The following is a 1,516-nucleotide window of genomic DNA, read 5'->3' as shown; positions in this document are numbered from 1 at the left end:
CCTCGTGCCAGTCCGGGATGAAGTTGAAGATGCATCCCAGGTGCGGGCAGATGCGCTGGAACAGTACGACGTCGGTCTCGCCGTCGAACCCGACGTAGCCCGAGGCGTTGACGAACTTGACCTTCTGCGGCAGCTTGAGCGCGACGCCCGCGATGTTCGCCTTCTTGGAGCCGTCTACGTCATACTGCGGGTACGACTGGATGTACGTGAAGTAAAAGTAGTCCCACGGCTTCGTGAGCGTCGCGGTGGACCCGACCACCTGGGCGCCGCCGGACGGCGTGTCGCCCGCGGTCATGTTGATCTGAAACGGGCCGTCGTTGGGCTTGAGGTACCGCAGCAGCGGCGAGAGGATCACGAGAATGCCCCCGACGATGGGAATCGCCGTGAGCGTCTTGATGAGCCGCCGCCGATCCAACTTCATCGCCTCACCCGCCTCCTAATGGCCCCCACGCGTCATCATACTCCGCCAATCCCGGCTCCGCGACGGCGGGGTCATTTGATCGGCGGATGCTTGTAGAAGAACGTGTAGACGTAGTCCACGAGTCCGTCGAGCTGCTGCTTTGTGAGCTTCCCGCGGAACGACGGCATCTGGCCGTGCCCGTCGAGGATCGCATTCGAGATCTGGCTCGGATCGCGCTGCACCATGTAGTTGCGGTCCGTGAAGATGCCGGACCCCTCGTTACGCGCCCACGACCAGAGCTGCGCCGCCATTTCCGGACCGCGCGGGCCCTTGCCGTCGCCGTTCATGCCGTGACATACTGCGCACTGCTGGCCGTACAACTGCTTGGCGGCGCTCAACTCCCCGGGCGACGTGCGAAACATCATTTCGTAGACGTTGGCGTCCCACCGCTCGGCGTTGGTGAGCGTCTGCGCCTTGTTCGCGCCGAACGACGCCTCCGGCCCGAACGCCGGCATCGCGGTGTGCGGGCGGCCGCCGGTCACCGTCTCGTACATGATCGCCGGCGTGATCACCGCCTCGAGATCGCGGTTGTGGAAGTTGATCGGCTTGCTCGGAAGGGGCGGCCGGTGCAGCTCGATGTGGAAGACGCCGAGCAGCGCGGTCAGCACGTCCTTGTCCGGCGCCGTGAGCGTCGCCGCCATCGGCCCGCTGCCGTCGCCGTTCGCGCCGTGGCAGACGGCGCAGTTCGCCTCGAAGACCTTCTTGCCCTCGACCGCGTCCGGGACGATCGGCCGCTCGTTCTCGTCGGTCACGAGCGGGATTTCGACCTCCTGCGGCGGCGGCAGCCGCAGGTCGACCTTGGCGCCCGTGACGCCGACCCGTCCCTGGCAGCCGGAGGCGACCACGGCGGCCGCCAGAATGGCCAACGCCGTAGTGGCACGCCGTCCCCAGGACCCCGTGGACATGCGGATTCGCTCTCCTCCATGCCCGAACTCATAGATCGCACGGCCGCTCGTAGCGAAATGTGCGCGGGGAATTTTGGTTCCACGCCGTCGCTCGGCTCCCCTTCCGTCCGCCTGCGCGGGGCCGGCGGCCGGCGGTGGGGCCGGCCGGACC

2 protein-coding genes are annotated in these 1,516 nt (G+C 67.1%); both read right to left on the bottom strand.

Features of this window, described 5'->3' with window-relative positions; all coding sequences use genetic code 11:
• A partial coding sequence (locus VKT83_12445) for a hypothetical protein (GenBank protein HLY23265.1) occupies positions 1–421 on the bottom strand: 421 nt, incomplete at its 3' end.
• Between the two features lie 71 nt (positions 422–492).
• Positions 493–1,365 carry a c-type cytochrome gene (locus VKT83_12440; protein ID HLY23264.1) on the bottom strand — a complete coding sequence of 291 codons (873 nt, stop codon included), beginning with the start codon at positions 1,363–1,365 and terminating at the stop codon, positions 493–495.
• Between the last annotated feature and the right edge of the window lie 151 nt (positions 1,366–1,516).

Source organism: bacterium (assembly GCA_035308905.1).
Classification (GTDB): Bacteria; Sysuimicrobiota; Sysuimicrobiia; order Sysuimicrobiales; family Segetimicrobiaceae; genus DASSJF01.
Note: the sequence above shows the minus strand (reverse complement) of the source record. Positions and strands in the feature narration are given on the sequence as shown.